The organism is Methylorubrum subtropicum (assembly GCF_038442325.1).
GTDB classification, from domain to species: domain Bacteria; phylum Pseudomonadota; class Alphaproteobacteria; order Rhizobiales; family Beijerinckiaceae; genus Methylobacterium; species Methylobacterium subtropicum.
Genome location: NZ_JBBXMW010000022.1, coordinates 1 through 17,055, shown reverse-complemented (window position 1 = coordinate 17,055; position 17,055 = coordinate 1). Strand labels below are relative to the sequence as shown.

Sequence of the window (17,055 nt, the reverse complement as noted above, 5' to 3'; positions counted from 1 at the left end):
GTTGCACCCAAGGGCCCCGGCCCGGCATCCGTCGCCCTCTCGAGAAGGCCGTGGACACGGGCTCCCTCCGGCCCTGAGCCTGCGGCTCTTATCCCCGATCCGGGTTCGATCAGGCCGCAACCGCCTCGTCGAACCGGAGGTGGGCCACTGCGTCGTTCCGGTCGAGCTGCGGCGCCAGATGCAGAGCGAGATCGCGTGGTCCAAGATGGCAGAGGTCGCGGTTGAAGTCGTCCTCGCGGGGAATCAGCTCGCTGACGAGGATGCCTGCAGCCTCGGCGCGCTGGCGCAGGATCGTCGCCCCACGCTCGCCGGCCTTGTCGGCGTCGCGGGCGATATAGAGGTGGCGCAGGTCGGAAGGAAGGATCAGAACGCCGAGGTTTCCGGCCGAGAGCGCGGCCACATGCTGCACCGTGGGCATCAGACGGTGGACGGATGCCACCGACTCGACGCCCTCCCCGGCCACCAGGAGATCCGGGACCGTACCGGGAAAGCGCACGCCGTGGCCGAGCAGGTTACCGAGCGCCCGCCGCGGCTTCGGGAGGTCGGCCTTGCCGCGCCCGTCTGCGGCGAGCCAGGTCCGGCCAATGCCCATGACGGCGCCGGATAGGTCGGTGACGGCGGCGAGCAGTGCCGGATGCCAAGTGTCCGGTCCCGGATGCTTGCGAGAGGGCCGGTACAAGCAGCGTGGATGGAACCGCAGGGCGGGCAGACCGAGCGCGTGGTCGATCCCACGCGAGCGCAGATAGGCCGCCGCCGGACTGCCCGTGAGCGACCGGCCGAAACGCCACATCCGCCGCGCCGCCTCGGTCGTATCCCGCACCTCCGGGACCGGACGAGCCCGCTCCGTCTCCGGAGGCGGGGGCAAGCTGAGGAACGCCCGTGCTTCGGCCATGGCGTCCTTCCAGTCGCTGCTGCGCTGGAGCCGGATCACGTCGAGCAAGTCGCCGTGTTCCCCAGTGGCTCCGTCCGCCCATTTGCCCCGGGCGCCCTTGCCCCGGCTCGGGCCAGTGAGACGTACGTACATCGACGCGCCCTCGGTGTTGTGGACGTCGCCGACGCACCACCAACGGCCGGATCGGTAGCCGTTGGACAGGTAACGCCGGCAGAACGCCTCGACGTTGTCGGCAAGCTGGCGAGAGAGGTCCGCGGCGGTGGGATGGGTCGGCATGGCCGGCCTCCGTCGGGTTCGAGCCTTAAGCGTGAGCGGAAGCGGCGACGCAACGTAACAGCGCATGGCGCTCGAACACCCCGGCCAGGATGGCCGCCCCGCGCTCGCCGGCCGGGATGAACAGGCGGGTGCGGTAGGCGATGACCTCGGCAAACAGCCCGAACGCCTTGAGCCCGGCCCGCGCGCCCTCGCTCGCCCCGATCACTTCCACCCGATCCTCGCCCATCACCCTGGCTCGTTTGACCTGAAGCCCCCCGGCGAGATGCAGACTGGCGTGCCCGCCGAGCACCGCGGCGAAAGCCTCGGCAGGGGCCATGGCGACGCCGGCGCCGAGGTTGAGCCGCTCGCGGGTGACGTGAAGATCCTCGGGCTCGACCACCCGGCCGACGATGCGCTCGCCCGCATCCGTCACGAGGCGGAACACCCGCATGTCGATGCCGGGCAGCCGGTCCCAGATCGGCAGAAGCAGGCCGGTGACCACGTAGAGGGTGCGCTCCTCGAACTCCGGCAGGCTCGCCAGTTCATGGCGCCAGGCCGTTCCGAAGGCCTCCGGTGTCACCACCTCGAACCGCGAGCGATCGAAGGCGTCGCGGTCGAGGATCTGGCGCTGGAGCGGGCGCACCAGCCGCACTCGCTCCGCTACGGAACCGTCGTCGCGTGTCTCGCTCGCGGCCCGCCCCATCAGCGCCGGCCGCCCGGACTTCGCGTTGACCATGGGCCGATAGCCGTCGGCGACCAGGGCGAGGGCGCCGTCGAGGTCGAGCGGATGGAGCCGACGCCGCTCACTGAGCGTCAGGAGGTGAGTGCGCGCGCCGCTCTCGGGGTGGGTGTAGGCCGCCTCGCGATCCGTGACCGTGAACGACTCGGCGGTGAGCACCTCGACGCCGACATCGTAAATCCCGGCGCTGATCGCCCCCTCGATCACCTGGGCCAGCCGCTCCTCGAATGCCGCGAACAGGCGGTTCTGCATGGCAATGCCCAGGGCCAGCACCCGGTTGAGGAAGCGACCGATCGGCGGCAACTCGTAGAGCAGGCATCCGGCATCGTTGACCAGGGAAAGCCCGGTCATCGCCTCGAAGGTCTCGCGCGGGCAGCCCTCAATCTCGCCCCGCACGATGGCCCAGTACAGCTGGCGCAGAGCCGTGGCGGCGTAGGCCCCCTCCAGATTGTCCTCGGGCCGGAACAGGCCCTGACCACCGGTCTGGCGTTGGCCGCGGGTGATCGCCCCGAGGGTGTCGAGGCGGCGGGCGATGGTGGAAAGGAAGCGCTTCTCGCCCTTCACATCGGTGGTGACCGGCCGGAACAGCGGCGGTTGCGCTTGGTTCGTGCGATTGGTGCGGCCGAGCCCCTGCACCGCGGCGTCCGCCTTCCAGCCGGCCTCCAGGAGGTAGTGGACGCGTAGACGCTGGTTCCTCGCCCCGCGGTCGGCGTGGTAGCTGCGGCCGGTGCCACCGGCGTCGGAGAACACGAGGATCCGCTTCTCGTCTCCCTGGAACGCCTGCGTCTCGCTGAGATTGGCACCGGCCGGGCGGCTCTGAAGCACGAGGCGATCAACGCCGTCCTTGCCGGTCTGCCGCACGATCCGGCGGGAGCGGCCGGTCACCTCGGCCACGGCCCCCACGCCGAAGTGGTGGAGGATCTGGTCGAGGGCCGATTGCACGGGGCTAAGCCCGCACAGGTGCTCGATCAGCCTGTCGCGGGCCTCGACCGCCTCGCGGCACTGTACCGGCCGCCCCTCGTCGTCGGTCACCGGCCGGGATTGCAGGTTGCCGTCGGCGTCGGTGTAGGGCTCGTAGAGCTGGGTCGGGAAAGCGTGGGCGAGGTAGTCGATGACGTACTCGCGCGGCGTGACGTCAACCTGAAGGTCGCCCCATTCCGACGAGGGGATTCCCGCCAGACGCCGCTCCATCAGCGCTTCGCCGGTGGAGACGATCTGCACGACGGCGGCGTGGCCGGCCTCAATCTGCGCGGTGATGTCGGCGATCAGGCTCGGGCACTTCATCGCGGTGAGCAGGTGGTTGAAGAAGCGCTGCTTGCTCGACTCGAAGGCCGAGCGGGCCGCCGACTTCGCCGCCCGGTTCAGCGTCCCCGACGACCCGGTCACGCCCGAGGCCATGAGCGCCGCGTCGAGGTGGGTGTGGATCACCTGGAACGCGTCGGCATAGGCGTCGTAGATCGCCGTTTGTTCTGGGGTGAGTGTGTGGTCGAGCATCTCGACCTCGACGCCGGCATAGGACAGCGAACGGGCGGTGTAGAGGCCGAGCGCCTTCAGATCGCGGGCCAGCACCTCCATGGCGGCAAGGCCGCCCTGCTGCATGGCGGAGACGAAGTCGGTGCGGGTCGGGAACGGGAAGGATCCGCCGCCCCACAGGCCGAGGCGGTGGGCGTAGGCCAGCTTCTCGACCGTCACCGCTCCGGTGGCCGAGACGTAGAGCACGCGGGCTTCGGGCAGCCGGTATTGGAGGCTGAGCCCGGCACGCCCCTGCTGCGAGGCCTCGACCACGCCACGGTCCCCCGACCCGGCCGCGGCGTTGGCGAGCGCGTGGGCCTCGTCGAGGGCGATCACACCGTCGAAGTCCGGCCCGAGCCAGTCGCAGACCTGATCGAGGCGCGATCCCGCCCCGCTGCGGCTGCCGCCGCGGAGCGTCGCGAAGGTCGTGAACAGGATGCCCTCGGCGAGCGTCACCGGCTTGCCCGGGGCGAAGCGCGACAGCGGGACGATCTGGAGCGGTTCCTGACCGAGATGGCGCCAGTCGCGCCGGGCATCCTCCAGCAGAGCGTCGGACTTCGACACCCACAGCGACCGGCGCCGGCCCTGCATCCAGTTGTCGAGGATGATTCCGGCGACCTGGCGGCCCTTGCCGGCTCCGGTGCCGTCGCCGAGGAAAAAGCCCTGGCGGAAGCGCATCGCGCCCTCTTGGTCCGCCGCGGCGGTCGAGAGGATCGTGCCGGTCTCGTCGACGGTCCAATGGCCCGGCAGGTGACGGGCGTGCGCAGCACCGGCATAGATCACGGTCTCGAGCTGGCACTCCGAAAGCAGGCCCTGAGCTACGATCGGCACTGGGAGGCGCGGGGCGTGGCTCGGCCGAGGCAGTCGCACCGAGGCCATGGCGGTCGATTGCACCAGCGGGGTCGGATGGGGCTGTGCGCCCTCGATCCGCAGGGTCTCCAGCGCGTAGGCCTCGTACAGGGCGGCCTCGGCCACCAGCGTCGCCGGCAGCTCCTCGATCACCGTGTAGGCGATCGGCGCGATGGTCTCGTGCGCGGCGGCGGGAGCCGGCCGCGACGCCGTCGGGCGTGCGACGGCGGGCCGGCGGGTCGAGCCGGGAATGGCGCTGCGCGGGGCCGGCGCGGGCGCAGGGATCGCGAGGCGGCGGGGCGGTAGCTCGGTCAGTATAGCCTGGAGCAGGGTGTTGAGATCGGCGCACAGGCCGAGCGGGGCCGCCTGGGCCACAATTTCGTCCTCGGGCATCCGGTCGAACACCGACAGGCGCACGTCGACGGTAGTCCCGTGCTTGGCATAGGCTCGACCCGACAGCCCGGCGGAGAACACCAGCCGTCCGCCGCGCTCGGCCAGCGCCGCGAACGCCCCCGCGCTGGACGGACGATCCGGCCGGAACCCCTCACCCGTGATGGCGACCAAGCGCCCGCCGGAAGCGAGCCGGGCCAGAGCCGAGCGCAGATGGTCGGCGGTGGCGTCGCGATACCGTCCCTCGACCTGCGCCGCGACCGAGAACGGCGGGTTCATCAGCACCACGTCCGGGATTACGCCCGCGTCGAGCCGGTCATGGATCTGCGCGCCATCGTGCCGGGTGACGGCGTCGGCCGGGAAGAGTTGGGCGAGCAGGCCAACGCGGGTCGCCGCCAGTTCGTTGAGATGCAAGTGCGCCCCGGCAAGCTCGGCGTGAACCGCGAGCAGGCCGGTGCCGGCCGAGGGCTCCAGCACCCGCTCGCCCGGGCGCAGCCCGGCCGCGAGGGCGACGACGAAGCCGAGGGCAAGCGGCGTCGAGAATTGCTGGAACGCCTCGCTCTCCTCGGAGCGGCGCGTCTGGGTCGGGAGCATCGCGGTGATACGGGTGAGCAGGGCGAGCCGCGCGGCCGGGGTCGCGGCCTTGGCCCGGATCGCCGGCCAGAACCGGCGTAGGAACTGCACCTGGGCGATCTCGCCGGCCACGTAGGCGTCCTTCCACAGCCAGAGCCCGTCGGCGTCGCTGCCGCCACAGGCGATCTCCATGGCTGCGCGCAGGGCCTTGGTGTCGATCGCTCTACCCTGCGCGAGCCGGTCGGCAAGGCGCGAGCCGGCGCGGAACAGGGCTTCGGGCGCGGTCGAGGGCGCGAGGGATGGGCTGTAGAGGTGCTCAGTGCGGATCGAGACGTTCACGGACGGCCTCCTGGCGGGGGATCGGCCGACCCGCAGGACTTTCTCTGTCCAACCGTCGGCTCGCTCCCGTCCGGCCTCCTCTCGCTCTCGCGAGCCGTCCCGCTCTAATAGTTCTTGCGAGAATGTGCCAATTACACCCGCTATTCTCCCGCGTTTTTACTTGGCTGTATTGTTCACGAACTTTACGGCCAAGCTTCACATGGCTGGCGAGTCACAGGAGCGGAACGGTCGGCTGCAACGATCGCAGCATACCCAGGCCGACGCGCATGTCCGCTCGATCATCGCCGTGACCGTTCGGATCGCCACATCGTACCTGGCCAACAATCCGATCCCCTCGAAGAAAATCGGTCCGCTGATCCGGCAGATCGGTCAGACCCCGGTGTCTCTGCGAAACCGACCACAGGAAACGGCTTCCCCAGAAGCGTTCGAAGACCATGGCGGTCTGACAGCGTCCGACGCGCGAGGAGATCAGGGCCTCGATCCGTGACAGGACGTTGGTCTCCTTAAGGACATGAACGCCTATCGGATGCCTAAGTGGCACCTGACCAGCCCGGACCTCACACCGGAGGCGGACCGCGCCAAGCGGGGTTTGCCGGACGATTATCCGATGGTGGCTCCGTTCTACCCCCGCCCAAGCCCGCCCAGTTCGCGAAGCAGACGCGATTGGGCCATGACGACCGGGACTTTGGGAAGCTCGCGCCGGAGGCTCCCAAGGACCCAAAAACAAACCCCGAGCCGCGAAGCTCGGGGAGCGGCGCTGAGGCAGCACCGATGCAGAGGGCTACTCGGCCGCGACGGGGTAGCCGTTCGGCTCGAACCCGTCCGAGTCGGCGGCATGCATGACATCGGCAAGGAAGGCCGGGAGATCCTCGGCCGGTTCTTCCTCCGCTTCGGCCGCGCCACCGGCTCCGGCCGGCTCGTCGGTCGCGATGGCCGCGGCTTCGGTGTCGAGACCGGGGGTGCGCAGCAGTTCTGGCAGCCAGCGGCTGCCGGCCATCAGCCGCTCGGCCTCGCGCGCCATGTCCCCCTTTTTGAGGCCCTCGAGCAGGCGGGCGGTGTCCTCGCCCTTGGCCTCGCGGATCGCGGCGAGGATACGGGTCTTGGTCACGCGACCGAAGTAGTTGGCCGCCGTCGGCGACCAGTCCCGGGTCATGTCGAGCCCGACGAGCCGGGCCAGCCGGTCGGCGTGCGGCAACGCGTCGGGACGCCGGTCGTAGGGGCTGTGCATCGCGTTGACGCTCAAGCCCGCGCAGAGCGCGAATAGCTCAGTGCGCTCTTCGGGAGCCAGATCGAGCAACAAGTCCCAGATCGCGTGGTGGTCCTCCGGCAGGCGCTTGGCCCACGCCTCACGCCGCGCGTCGAGGGCGCTTGCCGGCCGAAAGGCGCCGAGGCCCTGGACAGAGTGGTCGACCCGGCTCGACGTGGTCGACACCTCCAGGCAGGTCCCGGTGCCGTAGCCGAGGACGATCACCCGGATCACCATCGCGTGCAGGACCGCGATGAACGCGGCTTCAGGATCGTCGGCCAGAGCCTCGCGCAGGGCGATGGTGCGGTAGCTGGTCAGCTCGGTCCAGTGCTGCTCCGACAGCGGCCGGTCGGACTCCTCCGGTTCGGCTGTGGGGTTGGAAGCCGCCGAGCCGCCGCCGATCGTGATGGTCGTACGCATCACGCTGGGTTCTGGTCGGAAAGTGTGACCCTCTGCCCCCGCCTCCGTGGAGCCCGCACCGATGGCATTGGCCTGCGAACCCGCGCTCCCAGCCTCCGTTGCGACCGCCGTCGCGGTCTCCTCCTCCGGGGCTGCGACGGGCTCGTCCTCCGGTCGGACATAGCCGCGACGGACCGACGGCCGGCCGTCGTAGTCGAGGGTGACGAAGGCACCGCCGATCGCGATGTCGATCGGGTCGTAGATGTTGGAGCGCCGCTCATACTCGGCGATCTCGGCCTCCAGCGCGGCCAGCCGCTCGACTACCTCTTCCGGGATGTCGTCGCCGTAGCCATACGCGTCGTTGAGCGCGTCGTAGCTGGCGACCGCTGCCTCGAAGGCCTCTTCCTCGGCCTCGTCCAGCTCGGACCGGGTCCGCAGGGTGCGCAGGCCGTAGGTTCGCCCCGTCATCAGCGACAGCGACACCTCGATCCACTTCCAGCCCTCCTTGGCCACCTCCTGCCCGACAGCGGCCAGCTTCTCCTCGGCCAGCCGGTCGAGCAGGGCGGCATCCTGGAACCAGCCGTCGCCGCGCTCGGCAAACAAATCGCGCAGGACGATGCCGCCGGCAGCCACGTAGGCCTCCTCGCCAACGAAGCGGGCGCGGGCATCCCCCACGCTCACCGTGCGATCGGTCAACGCCTGCCGGATCGACCAGATACTCACCCCGCTTCGCTTGCACAGGGCCTCCCACACCTTGACCTGGCGCTCGGTATCCTCGGTGACGGAGAACGCCATCAGGCATTCCAGCGTCAGCTCCCCGACCGCATAGGCGTCGAGCAGCACCGGGCTGATCCCGGCCAACCGCAGGCGCTGGCGCACGATCTTCTCCGACACGAAGAAGCGTGCGGCGATGTCGGCGTGGGACATGCCGCCGCCGGCGAGCGCCTTGAACGCCCGGAACTGGTCGAGCGGGTGCAGGGCCTCACGCATGGCGTTCTCGGCGATCGAGTCCTCCGTCGCGCTGATCGCGCTGTCGGCCGGGCGGACGATGCAGGGCACCTTGGTGCCCTTGGTCATGCGCCGGGTCTTCACGAGATGCTCGAGGGCGCGGTAGCGCCGGCCCCCGGCGGGCACCTCGTAGCGGCCGGTCTCTTGGCCTCCCGCGTCGAGGACCGGGCGCACGCTCAAGGACTGCAGCAGGCCGCGCCGGGCAATGTCCTCGGCCAAGTCCTCGATGCTCATACCTTGAGCGATCCGGCGCACGTTCGCCTGGCTCAGGGCCAGCTTGTCGAACGGGATTGCGACCGCCTCGGTCAGGGTGATCTTGGCGGTGTTGGCGGTGCTCTTCGTGGCGGCCTTCGCGCTGGTCATGGTCGCATCGTCCCTGTGTGCGGGCGGCCGGGCTCTCTCCCCGACCTCGAAACCCTCACGCAAGCGAAGCCCCTCTCCGACTCTCGAATGGGGACGCGGGGCCGAACCGGACCGGATCAGGCGCTGTCCGCCGCCAAGCTCAGAGATGCGGTGGCGGCGTCGGCCTGTCCGAGACGATCAATCAGGTCGTCCAGGGTCGGACCGCCCTGGTGACAGCGCCTCAAGGCAGCCAGCATCATCATCGGTGCGCCGTCCTCGTCGGTAGCTTCTTCGAGCGCCGCCTCCAGAACGGGCGCCAGTATTCCAGACCGGCCCCGAACTACCCGACCTGGGCGACCCACGAACGATGCCAGGTCAATCCCTGCGCCAGGCAGAAGGCGTCGTGGTGGGGTGTTTCCGAAATTCTGGAAGGCCGCGAAAGTGACGCAGCTGCCCCTGGCCAGGGCATCGCGGGCCCCGATCTCAGCGTCCTCGAAACACGCTGCCGCCGCCTCAATCAGCGCCTCAACCTTCCCCTGCCCCCTCAGGAGCCCCCCGATGGTCAAGGTGGTCAGCACTTACTCGGTCATGGTCCACTCCTTCGCCGCGGCGATCCCGCACGGGCGAACGGCCTCCCGCTTGCTCGAAGGGAGACCGGATCAGGCTACCGATCGCCTTAGAGCCCGCCCTGATCGGAACGTTCGGCCTCGCTGGACTTGCACATTGACGGGGACGATGAGGCAGACCGGCCGATCCTTGCGCCCCTTCCGCTCCCCGCGGTCGTGTTCGCGCGGCCAGAGGAAGCTGTAGCGATCGACGAGTCCGGTTTCCGGGGGCTCAGTCGTCATCGCTGCGCTCCCTCTCGTAAGACTCGGCCGCCTGCAAAAGACCGTCGCGGAACTCGTCCGGCATGGTGTCGATAGTGAAGGCTCGGCGCGGGTACTCGGGCCTGCGCAGGGCCTCGTAGTGCTCCAGGCTCATGAGCACGAACCGGGGCTTGCTTCGCCGGGTGATGACGACGGGTGCGCGTTGGGCCGCGTCGGTGACTTCACCGATCTGCTTGTTGAGGTCGGCGGTTGTGAAAGAGCGCATCGGGGCTTCCTGATCCATAGAATCCATACATCATGGATCTTACGAATGATGAGCGACTGAGATGGTCACAGGTCGAAATCCTCCTGTAGGAAGTAGGTGGGAATTGCCTCCTCGTTGCCTTCCCAGACGATGCGGCTTCCTTGCCAGATCGTGACGTAGCTGCCGCCCTTCGGCATCAGTAGGGGCGGCGCGGCGTCGAAGTTGGCGCAGCCGAACTCGCCGTTGGTAGCCGCGAAGGACGGCCTGGGATTGGTATTGATCAAGACGCGGTCGCAGGCACCGGTCGGCCGCCGGACACGGCGACGCAACAGTCCACCGATTGCGTGACCTGCGATGTGGAGCACCAACATGTCGCGTGGTGTGGTCTGCGCCGCTTGGTGGAGAAGCAGGGGAGGGGGCCGAGCGGCTACAAGTCGAACAACATCGAGGGTTTGCAGACCGTCGGTCGATTGTTCCAAACTGCCTGCCATCGTGTGCATGTCACCGATAACTGGCGGCGGATATCTGAATTTGGCGGGATCAGCCGGGATTTGCCGGGACAGCGTGGGACGCGGCAGTACCGTTTTGGTGAGGCTGCAAGGGTGGGCAGGATGACGACGGGATCTGGGACCACCCCGTTTTTGTAGATGGTCAGAGGACTTGGCTGAGTAAGCTCATCGTAGATGCCTCTGGGGGCAGTCTCCTGCTCGTAGACTTTGGCGGCAGAATGCGGTTGGGTAGGGGGGAGGGCGGCTCTCGATCATCGGGAGAACACTTCACGCGAAAGCGCACTCAGTGTCCAAAAACAGTGCAATTTCAGAGTTCGCTACAGCTGCACTGCAACACGCAAGGTCGACGAGCACGCGATTGAGATCGCGTCGCTTGGCCCCTATTTCTCTGCGTGCCGGTGGTCGAATTCGGGACACTGCCCAATGGCGGGTAGGAGGGGTTACGGCCTCCCGCCGGTACCCCTAGACACGTTCCGGCCAGACTCTCAGCGCCTGGTTGAGATCGCGCCGCCCAATATCTATTTTCCTGAGTGTCGGCGGACGAAATCGGGGCACTGCCTAAAAGCGGGTAAGGGGGGTCACGTCCTCTCGCCGACACACCATTGTGACGGGGGAACCTTCACGCTCAAGCCGTCCCACAGGCCCCATTGGGCTACATCTGTCTTGATCTCGCCGCGCACCTCTGGAAGTTCAGAGACAGTCAGCCTCCTTCGCAGCATCGCGCCGCAGGTTCTGACCCACGGCCGAGACGCGCGCGTAGAACATCGGCACGTGAAGCTTGTAAGAAACTACCGTTTTTTACACAATAGTTTTATTCTCATGTTTTTTTCACGCAAACGGGGCCGCCTCCAATGCTGGGGAGGTGGCTTGCGCTAGTGTGCAGAAAATGGTCGTTTTCTGCACATAAGTCTCGAAAGGTGGAATGACCGCTCGGGGTCGGTTGTGCACTACCGGACTGAGCATATGAGCGCTGTTCCCTTGGGAGCATCAACCATTTAGGTTCTTCATATGCTGCATCTGGGCTCGCATAGCGAATTCCCGGCCGCCGAGCCCAGCCCGCCGTCCGGCGAAGCTGGTATCGGCCCGCTCGTCCTGCTGATTGAGCCGGATCCGATCCTCGGCCTCGACTTGGCCGATGCGCTGGCAGGTGCCGGCCTTCATGCGTTCGGACCGGTGCCTAACGCGGCATCTGGGCTGACGCTGCTCCCGCACCTGGCGCCGGACTACGTCGTGCTCGGATTGCCGCGGCGCGATGAGGCAAGTGCGAGCCTGTTGGAGGCCCTGCGCCAACGCGGCATTCCCTTCGTTGCCCACGGCACACCGGAAGGCACGGCTGAGCTACCGGCCGACATCCTTCTCCGCGAGCCGGTCCTAGCCCAGGACGTTGTCGAGATGCTGACCCCGCTGCTGCGGCTAAGGAGCAGATCATGATCAGCCTGCAGAGCCAGCCGGGTACACTGCCGCACCGCCATGCACGGCAGCACGATGGTATGGCCGATCCACTCGTAGCGAGGCTCACGGTTCTGGCGTCCCTGTCAGCCGACGATCGGGCTGCCCTGGCACAACTCGCCAGCCGAGAGGCAATGGCTGGGGCCCACGCCGACCTCGTGCGGGACGGTGAAGCGGCAGAGACGGCCTTCCTCGTGATGGAAGGGATCGCCTGCCGCTACCTGCAGACTGCTGCAGGACCGCGGCAAATCCTTACCCTGCTGCTGCCGGGGGATCTGTGCGACTTGGACCTGATCCACTTGGAGCGCTGGGACCACGGCGTTGCCACGCTCTCGCCGTGCCGGGTGGTGCGAGTGCCGCGCGCAGTGTTGGAGGATCTGCTCGTCACGCATTCCACGGTCAAGGTGGCGCTACGCCGGGCCAAGCTCGAGGCGGAGGCGCGCAGCCGCGGCTGGCTGACGGCTCTGGGGGTACGCTCGGCGGCGGAGCGGTTGGCGTACCTGTTCTGTGAGATCGTTGATCGGCAGCATGCCATCGGCATGGCGGAGCGAGACGCATGTTCTCTGCCGCTGACGCAAGTGGATCTGGCCGAGTGCGTCGGGGTGACGATCGTCCACGTGAACCGGACGTTGAGAGAGTTGCGGAGCTTGGACCTCATCGAGCTGAAAGATCGGCACCTGCGCATCCTCAACCGTGCTGGCCTCGAGGCGTTGGCGGGTCGATAACGGCGCCCGTGTTGTGGCCGCCTGAGGCGCGAAGCCGTGAGCTTTCAGCCATCTCATGGCAGCCAAGCAGCGCACAACCGATCCAGATAGGTTAACGACATCACCTGTGGAGCAGGTCAGAATTCCGGATCACGACGCGAGGGCCTGCATGCTCCTCTATATCGACGTCGCCGACGGCGACACGTTCACCCGTGATGACGACGGGCTTGAGTTCACCGACCTGAGCGAAGCTTGCAGGGCCGTTGTGGCGCTGCTGCCGGAGATCGCGCGCAAGGCTGTGCATGGCTCAAGCCGCCTAGCAGCAATGATGCGGGCGCGAGAGCGCTACATCGCAGCGCAGGTTCGCGACGAGTCTGGCAAGATACTGTTCCGCACGCGGCTGCGGCTCGACATGGAATAGCCGGCGCCGCAGAGCTCCAGAGTTTTTATCTGTGCGTTGTGGCTTCAGGGCAACCATCTGCCACCCCTGTTCGTTGCAGCTTTGATATCTTCACAGAATTTCCTCACACATCCAAGTAGCTCGAAAACGGTCGTTTTCTGCACATCGTATGGTCTACCGATCTGATGCGAGTCGTGACCTTGTCCTTGATATTTAATTTTCGATCTATTTTGATTGATCAAAATGTATTGATCGAACCGGTTAAATTACGGTCCGATAAAGGTATACCCTAGTCAGAACAATTTCGTGCCTGAATTATAGACTAAACAAGCCCTCAAAACGCCGCCAGCCAAGAGACAGTGCGAAAATCTTGGATTTTGAATGAGTTGCAGAGTTTTGGTCAAACTGATCGGATCCTGCTCTCTTGAAGCCGCAAAATAAAAGGACGCCCCGCCGATGGCGGGGCGTCCTTCACAGTGACGGGTCAACCAAAGGTTCGGCTCAGTACGAGCCGAACTTGTAATTGATGCCGGCGCGGACGATGTCGCCCTCGGTGCGCACCCGCGTCTGGGTCGCGGCGATCGGCGTGCCGGAGGCCGGGATAATGTCGTAGGAGCCGATGACGTTGCGGCTGCCGAGGTCGAAGTGCAGGTACTCGACCTTGAACGTCACCGCGCTCGATCGAAAGAAGTTCAGGAAGTTGTCCGTCGGCAGCGCGACCTCGATGCCGCCGCCATAGGCGTAGCCGGTCAGGAAGTCGTCGAAGCCGCCGGTGACGCTGGCGGTCGGGAAGGTGGTGAACCCACCCAGCGTGTTGCCGATGTTGAGCACCGAGGAGTACTTCGCCTGCCCGTAGGCGAAGCCGCCGGTGCCGTAGACCAGGAACCGGTCGAAGGCGTAGCCGACCCGGCCGCGTACCGTGCCGAGGAAGGACAGCTCGCTGCGGGTGGCGCTCGCCAGCTCCACGTCGTTGATGCCGGGGAAGCCGGGGAAGCCGACGATAGTCGCTGTGGAGGCGGTGCGGCGCTGCAGGTCGGTATAGGCGGCATCCGCCTCGACGCCGATCACGAAGCCGGAGCCCGGCGTGAACTGGACGTTGTAGCCGATCTGGCCGCCGCCGGTGAAACCACCCGAGTCACCCCGGCCGGTGCCGGTCCCGAGCGCCGCGAGGTAGTCGGCGGACGGGATTGGGTCGGTGATGAGCCCCGTCACCGTCTCGCGGCGGCGGTCGCTCCAGGCGTAGCCGGCGTTGAAGCCGGCGTAGAACCCGGTCCAGGTGAAGACCGGGACGGGAGTGAAGACAGGCGGCGGCGCGGCGCGGCGCGGCAGATCGGCGGCGTGGGCCGCGCCGATCGCCAGCAGGGACGCGCCCCCCGCCAACAGCAACTTCTTGAGCATGGTCGTGGACCTTCAACCTTCGTTCGAGAGCACGGGGCCGTGTCCGGGGCGGCGCGCGGCCGCCCCGCTTCGCGCATTCAGCGGATCGTGCCGTTGAGGCCGGCGGGGAAGAAGCCGCCGGGCCGCTTCGACGGGTTGAGGTAGACGATGTTGAGCACTTGGCTCGTCGTGCGGGCGTAGGCCTGGCCGTTGGCCGGGTTGGTCAGCGAGATGTTGGCGATCGAGGCGGTGCCGATGCCCTGGTCGAGGTCGGTCGAGCCGTCGAGCGAATCGCGGGCGTCCGAGATCTTGAGGGCCGGGGTGTAGAGGCCGCGGCTGTAGAGCACCGTGCGGATCGTGCCGGCGTGGTAGGCCTCAGCGGCGAGGATGCCGCCGGCCGCGGCCAGGATCGCCTTGTTGGAGATGAGCGGAGCCGCGCCGAGATAGGCCGACACGCCGACGTCCTCGAAGATGTAGGACGCGAGCAGGAAGTTGGTCTCGTCGGCGAAGGCGTCAAAGGTCTGGCTGGACGTAATCAGGCCCGCGGCCTGGGCGGCGGCGGTGAACGAGGTCGTCAGGTTGATCGCCGGACGGGCGACGCGAGCCGCGCCGAGAGCGGCTCGCAGGGCTTGGACGTGGATGCGCTCCTCGCTGGCGATCTCGACGGCGTAGTTGCGGATCGCCGTAGTGGCGAAGTTCACCTGACGGCCGCCGGTGACCGCGCCCAGCGCGCCCGTGCCGGTGACCTCGCCGTCGGTCAGCCCGCGGCCGGTGGCGGCGCGCAGGTAGAACTCGGCCTCGAGGTATTCGAGGTTGAGGGCGAAGTTCAGGATGTCGGTGTCGGTGACGGTCTGGGCCGCCGCCGGGGTGAAGCCGGCCGAGCCGACCAGCGCCGAGCCGGCCATGCCGAGGCCGACGCTCTGGATGAAGGCTCGCCGCCCGGCGGCGAGATCAACGCCATCCGGCGTCGTGACGGGGGCGGACTTGCCGGCCCCGCGAAGGAACTTGAGAACCACGGTGACGCTCCCGCCGATTAATTGGCTAACGGTTGCATCCTGTAAGGCCGCGATGTCGGCAAACAAGCAAATCACCGGCAGAAAGGAACGATCAGTGGCGAAATTTGCTCGATGTTGCAAATAAAACACACCTCCGGATCAAAATTGTGGGCATCACACTTACTTAATGTAAATTTAGAGATATCACCGAATCTCGCCAGAATGGCATTCCGGCATTCACACCAACATCAGCGCAATCACCCGCACCTTGATATTATTGTGAAACTGGGATGCAGTTTTGCAATCTAAATGCTGTGATAATCGAAACTCTCAAAAAATTCCCTAGCTATCAGTTTGACCTTGTTTAAAGCCATTTCTCTAATTTCTGCTTGTGAATGATGCGGCTCGATGCAAACTTGCACAAATCCCTTTAAGCACCCATTGCTTGTAATTAATGTAAAATTAAACCTTCCCGAGCAGCTCCTTGTCAGCAGGAAGTGCGGCTTATTCATTCAACAGCTTTCTCTATTACTTATTTTCTGCCAGAAAGCGCTGCAGCTTGGTCGATCGTACGGGAAGGGCTCTTGCGAGAACCCTTCCCGTATGGACGCCTTACATGCGGTTCATCATGCGCCGCTTCATCATCTGCCGACGCATCATGCGCCGCTCCATCATCCGGCGCTTCATCATGCGCTTCTGCATCATGCGGTCCCGCATCATCATCCGCTCGGAGCGGGTCATCTGCACCGGGGTTGTTAGAGCTTGATCGGTCTGGATGCCAGGGACTGCGAGAGGAGCAGCGGACGAGGGACCAGCGCCAAAGCTGAGGCCACCGAGCATGGCTGCGGCGGCGAGACCGAGGGTACGCTTGATCATGGACTTCCTCCTGCGGAGACCAGCATTGCTGGGCCTACCCTAAGCAAAGGCATGAAATTCCCCATAAGTTCCTGTAAATAAATTATAAATCCACACTGCTCCACATCAGTCACGCCTGTAGCATCGCAGAGGCTTAGCGCCTTGCGGTATTGGTGGTACTAAAGGAGGTTTGCTGAGCGTCTTGGTAACTTTCAGGCAAGTTCGCGCGAGATTGAAGCGGGCTCCGCTCTCAGCTGGAGCCCGCCTGCTGGGATCAGGGCATGAGCACGCCGTTGACGACGTGGATCACGCCGTTCGACTGCATAACGTTCGCGACCGTGACGGTAGCGGTATTGCCCTTGGTGTCGGTCACGTAGATCTTCTTGCCCTTGGCTTCGACCGACAGCGCACCGCCATTGACGGTCTTGAGGGTGGCCTGACCGCCGCCTTCCTTGACCATCGCCATCAGATCCTTGGCCGTAAGGGCGCCGGGAACCACGTGATAGGTCAGGATGCCGGTCAGCTGGGCTTTGTTCTGCGGCTGGACCAGCGTCTCGACCGTGCCCGGCGGCAGCTTGGCGAAGGCGGCGTTGGTCGGCGCGAACACGGTGAACGGGCCGGGCCCCGACAGCGTCTCGACGAGGCCCGCGGCCTTCACCGCAGCGACCAGCGTGGTGTGGTCCTTCGAGTTGACCGCGTTCTCGACGATCGTCTTGCTGGCGTACATCGGCGCGCCGCCGACCATCGGGTTCTTAGCGAGTGCCGGGGCGGTGACGGAAACGATAGCGAGGCCGAGCGCGAGGCGGAGAAGCTTCTTGAACATGGTGTCTCCCGTAGGATGCACCCCTGAGTAGGGCGTTGTGGACCTCTTACGGAGACCAAAGGCGGAAAGTTTCAGCGCGCTCTTGGCCGGACGCATATTGCCCGGCGGCAACTCGCCTGATGCTTGCGGCAGGCGAGAGACATCATCCGTTCCTTCGCTCCAACAATTCCAAAGCTGGCCTTCCGAAGGCCCGCTGTGGGTCCAGGCTGTGTGAAAACGTGCTGATTTGGTAGAGTAAATCCCGATCTGGGGAGGTCGGGATGAAACGCTTCATCGCAGGTGAGGACCGTCAGCAGATCACGCTCCTTCCCGACTGCCTGGACGACTA

14 protein-coding genes and 1 pseudogene are annotated in these 17,055 nt (G+C 66.2%); 5 read left to right on the top strand and 10 right to left on the bottom strand.

Annotated features, from left to right (window positions below; genetic code table 11):
* Positions 1-109: 109 nt before the first annotated feature.
* Both AAHG03_RS22625 and AAHG03_RS22620 read right to left on the bottom strand, forming a co-directional pair.
* The gene (locus AAHG03_RS22625) at positions 110-1,168 is read right to left on the bottom strand and encodes a DUF7146 domain-containing protein (protein ID WP_342153403.1); all 1,059 of its coding nucleotides are present in this window, start codon (positions 1,166-1,168) and stop codon (positions 110-112) included.
* A 25-nt stretch (positions 1,169-1,193) separates the two neighbouring features.
* Positions 1,194-5,549 carry a strawberry notch family protein gene (locus AAHG03_RS22620; protein WP_342153402.1) on the bottom strand — a complete coding sequence of 1,452 codons (4,356 nt, stop codon included), beginning with the start codon at positions 5,547-5,549 and terminating at the stop codon, positions 1,194-1,196.
* A gap of 199 nt (positions 5,550-5,748) precedes the next feature.
* On the opposite strand from AAHG03_RS22620, the gene AAHG03_RS22615 reads away from it, so the two are divergent.
* Both AAHG03_RS22615 and AAHG03_RS22610 read left to right on the top strand, forming a co-directional pair.
* Positions 5,749-6,036, top strand: a complete 288-nt coding sequence (locus tag AAHG03_RS22615; protein WP_342153401.1) for a hypothetical protein — start codon at positions 5,749-5,751, stop codon at positions 6,034-6,036.
* 24 nt (positions 6,037-6,060) lie between these two features.
* Positions 6,061-6,165: pseudogene (locus AAHG03_RS22610) on the top strand (MucR family transcriptional regulator); the annotation flags it as partial.
* A gap of 165 nt (positions 6,166-6,330) precedes the next feature.
* On the opposite strand, the gene AAHG03_RS22605 reads toward AAHG03_RS22610, so the two are convergent.
* From AAHG03_RS22605 to AAHG03_RS22590, 4 genes are all read right to left on the bottom strand, one after another.
* Positions 6,331-8,565, bottom strand: coding sequence for a ParB/RepB/Spo0J family partition protein (locus AAHG03_RS22605; protein WP_342153399.1), 2,235 nt, complete (start codon positions 8,563-8,565; stop codon positions 6,331-6,333).
* Between the two features lie 116 nt (positions 8,566-8,681).
* Positions 8,682-9,122 carry a hypothetical protein gene (locus AAHG03_RS22600; RefSeq protein ID WP_342153397.1) on the bottom strand — a complete coding sequence of 147 codons (441 nt, stop codon included), beginning with the start codon at positions 9,120-9,122 and terminating at the stop codon, positions 8,682-8,684.
* A 259-nt stretch (positions 9,123-9,381) separates the two neighbouring features.
* Positions 9,382-9,636, bottom strand: coding sequence for a type II toxin-antitoxin system Phd/YefM family antitoxin (locus AAHG03_RS22595; RefSeq protein WP_342153396.1), 255 nt, complete (start codon positions 9,634-9,636; stop codon positions 9,382-9,384).
* Positions 9,637-9,701: 65 nt separating this feature from the next.
* Positions 9,702-9,899 (bottom strand): hypothetical protein, encoded by a 198-nt coding sequence (locus AAHG03_RS22590; RefSeq protein WP_342153395.1) that lies wholly within the window; start codon positions 9,897-9,899, stop codon positions 9,702-9,704.
* 1,233 nt (positions 9,900-11,132) lie between these two features.
* On the opposite strand from AAHG03_RS22590, the gene AAHG03_RS22585 reads away from it, so the two are divergent.
* The 3 genes from AAHG03_RS22585 to AAHG03_RS22575 all read left to right on the top strand — a co-directional run bounded on the left by AAHG03_RS22585 (position 11,133) and on the right by AAHG03_RS22575 (position 12,698).
* A complete protein-coding gene (locus tag AAHG03_RS22585; RefSeq protein WP_342153394.1) occupies positions 11,133-11,555 on the top strand; it encodes a response regulator in 423 nt (140 codons plus the stop codon).
* Positions 11,552-12,298 carry a Crp/Fnr family transcriptional regulator gene (locus tag AAHG03_RS22580; protein WP_342153392.1) on the top strand — a complete coding sequence of 249 codons (747 nt, stop codon included), beginning with the start codon at positions 11,552-11,554 and terminating at the stop codon, positions 12,296-12,298. The genes AAHG03_RS22585 and AAHG03_RS22580 overlap by 4 nt, the downstream gene beginning before the upstream one ends.
* Before the next feature lie 148 nt (positions 12,299-12,446).
* On the top strand, positions 12,447-12,698 hold the full coding sequence (locus AAHG03_RS22575; protein WP_342153390.1) for a DUF6894 family protein: 252 nt from the start codon (positions 12,447-12,449) through the stop codon (positions 12,696-12,698).
* Between the two features lie 480 nt (positions 12,699-13,178).
* Here AAHG03_RS22575 and AAHG03_RS22570 read toward each other — a convergent pair whose 3' ends face one another.
* The 4 genes from AAHG03_RS22570 to AAHG03_RS22555 all read right to left on the bottom strand — a co-directional run bounded on the left by AAHG03_RS22570 (position 13,179) and on the right by AAHG03_RS22555 (position 16,727).
* Positions 13,179-14,075 carry an outer membrane protein gene (locus tag AAHG03_RS22570; protein ID WP_342153389.1) on the bottom strand — a complete coding sequence of 299 codons (897 nt, stop codon included), beginning with the start codon at positions 14,073-14,075 and terminating at the stop codon, positions 13,179-13,181.
* Positions 14,076-14,152: 77 nt separating this feature from the next.
* On the bottom strand, positions 14,153-15,070 hold the full coding sequence (locus AAHG03_RS22565) for a ferritin-like domain-containing protein (RefSeq protein ID WP_342153388.1): 918 nt from the start codon (positions 15,068-15,070) through the stop codon (positions 14,153-14,155).
* Positions 15,071-15,661: 591 nt separating this feature from the next.
* Entirely contained in the window at positions 15,662-15,925 is a 264-nt protein-coding gene (locus tag AAHG03_RS22560; protein ID WP_342153387.1) for a hypothetical protein, read from the bottom strand.
* A gap of 253 nt (positions 15,926-16,178) precedes the next feature.
* Complete coding sequence (locus tag AAHG03_RS22555) at positions 16,179-16,727, bottom strand: fasciclin domain-containing protein (RefSeq protein WP_342153385.1); 549 nt, start codon at positions 16,725-16,727, stop codon at positions 16,179-16,181.
* Positions 16,728-17,055 lie beyond the last annotated feature (328 nt).

Coding starts and splice junctions, on each gene's coding strand:
- AAHG03_RS22625 (WP_342153403.1), bottom strand. CDS start 1,168: ATGCCGACCCATCCCACCGCCGCGGACCTCTCTCGCCAGCTTGCCGAC.
- AAHG03_RS22615 (WP_342153401.1), top strand. CDS start 5,749: ATGGCTGGCGAGTCACAGGAGCGGAACGGTCGGCTGCAACGATCGCAG.
- AAHG03_RS22605 (WP_342153399.1), bottom strand. CDS start 8,565: ATGACCAGCGCGAAGGCCGCCACGAAGAGCACCGCCAACACCGCCAAG.
- AAHG03_RS22595 (WP_342153396.1), bottom strand. CDS start 9,636: ATGCGCTCTTTCACAACCGCCGACCTCAACAAGCAGATCGGTGAAGTC.
- AAHG03_RS22585 (WP_342153394.1), top strand. CDS start 11,133: ATGCTGCATCTGGGCTCGCATAGCGAATTCCCGGCCGCCGAGCCCAGC.
- AAHG03_RS22580 (WP_342153392.1), top strand. CDS start 11,552: ATGATCAGCCTGCAGAGCCAGCCGGGTACACTGCCGCACCGCCATGCA.
- AAHG03_RS22575 (WP_342153390.1), top strand. CDS start 12,447: ATGCTCCTCTATATCGACGTCGCCGACGGCGACACGTTCACCCGTGAT.
- AAHG03_RS22570 (WP_342153389.1), bottom strand. CDS start 14,075: ATGCTCAAGAAGTTGCTGTTGGCGGGGGGCGCGTCCCTGCTGGCGATC.
- AAHG03_RS22560 (WP_342153387.1), bottom strand. CDS start 15,925: ATGATCAAGCGTACCCTCGGTCTCGCCGCCGCAGCCATGCTCGGTGGC.
- AAHG03_RS22555 (WP_342153385.1), bottom strand. CDS start 16,727: ATGTTCAAGAAGCTTCTCCGCCTCGCGCTCGGCCTCGCTATCGTTTCC.